Origin of the sequence: Azospirillum himalayense (genome assembly GCF_042657465.1) — a bacterium.
Lineage (GTDB): Bacteria > Pseudomonadota > Alphaproteobacteria > Azospirillales > Azospirillaceae > Azospirillum > Azospirillum himalayense.
The window spans coordinates 1-3258 of sequence record NZ_JBHSLC010000085.1; the positions used below are offsets into that span (position 1 = coordinate 1).

Consider the following 3258-nt stretch of genomic DNA (forward strand, 5'->3'; position numbering starts at 1 on the left):
GCCTTTCTGTGCACCGACCTGTCGGTGCCGCCACGTACGGTGCTGGAATGGTTCAACCGCCGCTGGGCGATGGAGACGACCTATGAGGAGAGCCGGGCCCATCTCGGCATCGAAACCCAGCGACAGTGGGCTGACCCGGCAGTGTTTCGCACCGCACCGCTGCTGTTCGGGCTTTACTCGTTGATCACGCTGTACGTCCATCAGAATGCCGGCCGCCTCGCTCTCTCGCCCCGACGCGCCATCTGGTATCCGAAACCAGCGCCCACATTCGCCGACGCCTTGGCCCGTCTGCGCCAGCACCTGTGGTTCGAACAGGCCGCCATGTCGCCCGAAAGGCGACATGCTCAGAACGCCGCCGCCTCTCCTTCGACGGCTCGTCGACGTCGCCTGCTCCGCGCCGTAACCCCCGTCACCCCGCACTGCTGCTGGATGTGTGAACCGGCTCCCAACCGAGACGGCTGTCCCAAAATGCGCAAAGTCGAACAGATTGTCCGGTCCGTGAGAACGTATGCGGAACTCATGCTGCGAGGAGGGACTGCATCCATCGTAAAGGCCTGAGGCCGGTTTCCGGCAGGGGACCAGCACCCCACACGTGATCGCCGGTAAGGCCAACATGCTCCCATCCCAAAGGGGCAACGCGCCTCATCAATTCTGGGGGACGGCATACCCCTGGGTCGCCAACTCGGCGAAGACAGCTTCGAGATAGCGTGTGTTCCGCTTCGAAATAGCGTGTGTTCCACAGGATGATCGCCGACGCCAGCAGGTTCAGCCCCGAGGCGCGGCAGGCTTGGTTCTCGAAGTTGCGATCGCGCATCTCGCCGAGCCGGTTGACCATGTGGGCGCCGGACTGATCTTACGGTCCACCATCCAGGCCCGGGCCGATGGTTTCAGCCAACCAATCGACGAACACGCGCACGCGCGGAGAAAGCTGGCGGTTGCTGGGGTATAACACGGACAGCGGCGTGGGCGTTGGAGGAAAGTCGGCCAGCACCTCCACCAGCGTGCCGCTGGCAAGATCCCCTGCAAATCGATAGCGCGGCGCTTGCACGAGGCCGAGCCCGAGCCGTGCAGCCGCAGCACTCGTGTCGGCACCGCTGACCAGCACGCGTGCCGGCAAGGGCACTTCAACGACTTGGCCATCGCGCGTGAACTCGAGTGGGAGAGGCTGGCCGGTACGGGACGAGACGAAACCGATCATGTGGTGGCCGGCGAGATCGTCCGGGGTCTGCGGACGCCCATGAGCGGTGAGGTAGGATGGGCTCGCCACGGTGATCTCAGGCATCGTGCCCAACCGTCGCACCACCATGTCGCTGTCCGCGAGAGCGCCGGCGCGCACTACGCAGTCCACGCCCTCGCGCACAAGGTCGACCAAGCGCTCGCCCTAGCCGAGATGGACGTTGAGCGCAGGATGCTTGGCCAGGAGATCGGGCAAGGCCGGTAGCAGTACGGTGCGAGCAATATGGCCTGCGACATCGACACGGACCAGCCCGGCGACCGCGCCATTGGCGCCCCGGTCAGCATCCTCGAGATCGGCGAGGATCGCGACGCAGCGCCGGTGATAGGCTTCGCCCTCCAAAGTCGGCTGGACATGACGGGTCGAGCGCTGCAGCAGCCGGGTACCGAGCCGCTGCTCGAGAGCCTTGATCGCGGCGGTGGCGACTGGCCGAGAGACACCGCAGTCGGCCGCTGCCGCGCTGAAGCTCCCGCGATCGACGATGCGGACGAAGAGGCGGAGGGTGTCAAGGCGGTCCATGGCACTGTTCCAATCTGCAAAACAATCCTGACTGGAGGAGCGGTCTAATCATCCCTGATTAGAACGCCAGATCGTACCTTCTTAGAGAAAGGAGTTCATCATGCCATCCTCCCCCATCGCGATCGTCACCGGCGGCAGCCGCGGCCTCGGCCGCTCGACGGTAGAGGCGCTCGCCCGTCGCGGCGTGTCGTCGATCCTGACGTACAAGAGCAACGAGAGTGCTGCTCGCGAGGTCGTGGAGGGCGTGCAGCACGCCAGTGCACGTGCCGCGGCCCTCCAGCTCGACACCGGCGAGACTGGCGCCTTTGAACGCTTTGCGGACATGGTCCGGCACGTACTTCGCGAATGGGGGGACGATAGGTTCGACTTCCTCGTCAACATGGCCGGCACGTCGCACAGCGGCTTGCTCACCGACGTGACGGAGGACGATTTCGACGCCGCATACCGTGTCCACGTGAAGGGGCCCTTCTTCCTCACGCAGACCCTGCTGCCCTTGATCAGGGACGGCGGCCGCATCGTGAACATTTCGTCGGGCCTCACCCGGATCATCTATCCAGGCCGTATTGCCTATGGCTCGATGAAGGGCGCCGTCGAGGTGATGACCCGCTACATGGCAAAGGAGCTTGGGCCCCGACGCATCGCGGTCAACACGGTCGCGCCAGGCGCCATCCAGACCGATTTCTCTGGCGGCATTGTCCGGGACAATCCGGAGGTCGCGCGCCATATCGCCGAGGCAACCGCGCTCGGGCGCCCTGGTCTTCCAGATGACATCGGCCCGATGATCGCCTCGCTCCTCTCCGAGGACAATCGCTGGGTGAATGCGCAGCGCATCGAGGTGTCCGGCGGCCAGGCAATCTAACTGGCTCGAAGGAGAATCGCGTCCGGCCTCAGGCTGGGCGCGGAGGCTGCGGCCGATCCGTTGCTTGTAGCGCATCATCGCCACCTCGCCCAAGGAGCGGCGGCCGTACTGCACCGTCCGCTGCCAGCCGCGGCGGCCACGCTCGGTGATCAACTGGATGTGGCGGTCGCGTTGGCTGAGGGCGCTCCGGGCCGTGTCGCTTGGCACCGCGGTTGAGCGCGGCGGGATGATCACCTCCGCGTCGGGGGTGTGAGCGGCCACAGCGCGGTAGACCGGCTCGCCGTCGTAGGCCCCATCCGCCAGCGCCGTGCCGATCGGGCGCTTGATCTGGTCGAGCAGTGGGCCGACCAGGGAAGCATCGCCGTCCTGCGTGCTCGTCAGCTCCGAGGCGAGGATCTCCCCGGTATCGGAGTCGACCGCCAAGTGGAGCTTTCTCCAGCTCCGGCGCGCCATGCCGCCATGCTTCTCCAGATGCCATTCGCCTTTGCCGAACACCTTCAATCCTGTGGAACCGATGACCACCGTCACTGGCCCGTCCGCCTTCGTCAGGGCGCTCGCCACCTCCAGGTTGGCGCTGCGCCGGGAAAAGGTGGTGTGATCGGGAACCGGCAGGTTCAGGCCGAGCAGGCGCATCAGCGAGCCCAAC

Annotated in this window: 3 protein-coding genes and 3 pseudogenes; 2 read left to right on the forward strand and 4 right to left on the reverse strand. The window is 65.6% G+C overall.

Features of this window, described 5'->3' with window-relative positions:
* A pseudogene (locus ACFPMG_RS24835) lies at positions 1-558 on the forward strand (hypothetical protein); the annotation flags it as partial.
* On the opposite strand, the pseudogene ACFPMG_RS24840 reads toward ACFPMG_RS24835, so the two are convergent.
* From ACFPMG_RS24840 to ACFPMG_RS35385, 3 genes and pseudogenes are all read right to left on the reverse strand, one after another.
* A pseudogene (locus tag ACFPMG_RS24840) lies at positions 518-829 on the reverse strand (Tn3 family transposase); the annotation flags it as partial. The pseudogenes ACFPMG_RS24835 and ACFPMG_RS24840 sit on opposite strands and share 41 nt — an antisense overlap.
* A gap of 24 nt (positions 830-853) precedes the next feature.
* Entirely contained in the window at positions 854-1372 is a 519-nt protein-coding gene (locus ACFPMG_RS35380; RefSeq protein WP_417281715.1) for a LysR substrate-binding domain-containing protein, read from the reverse strand.
* A gap of 9 nt (positions 1373-1381) precedes the next feature.
* Positions 1382-1753, reverse strand: coding sequence for a LysR family transcriptional regulator (locus tag ACFPMG_RS35385; RefSeq protein ID WP_417281716.1), 372 nt, complete (start codon positions 1751-1753; stop codon positions 1382-1384).
* A 100-nt stretch (positions 1754-1853) separates the two neighbouring features.
* Here ACFPMG_RS35385 and ACFPMG_RS24850 point away from each other — a divergent pair, with 100 nt between their 5' ends.
* On the forward strand, positions 1854-2612 hold the full coding sequence (locus ACFPMG_RS24850) for an SDR family NAD(P)-dependent oxidoreductase (protein WP_376997935.1): 759 nt from the start codon (positions 1854-1856) through the stop codon (positions 2610-2612).
* 33 nt (positions 2613-2645) lie between these two features.
* Here the strand turns inward: ACFPMG_RS24850 and ACFPMG_RS24855 are convergent.
* Positions 2646-3258: pseudogene (locus ACFPMG_RS24855) on the reverse strand (IS5 family transposase); the annotation flags it as partial.

Bases quoted from the DNA above. Each gene is read 5' to 3' on its own strand.
- ACFPMG_RS35385 (WP_417281716.1), bottom strand. From the start codon at position 1,753: ATGGACCGCCTTGACACCCTCCGCCTCTTCGTCCGCATCGTCGATCGC.
- ACFPMG_RS24850 (WP_376997935.1), top strand. From the start codon at position 1,854: ATGCCATCCTCCCCCATCGCGATCGTCACCGGCGGCAGCCGCGGCCTC.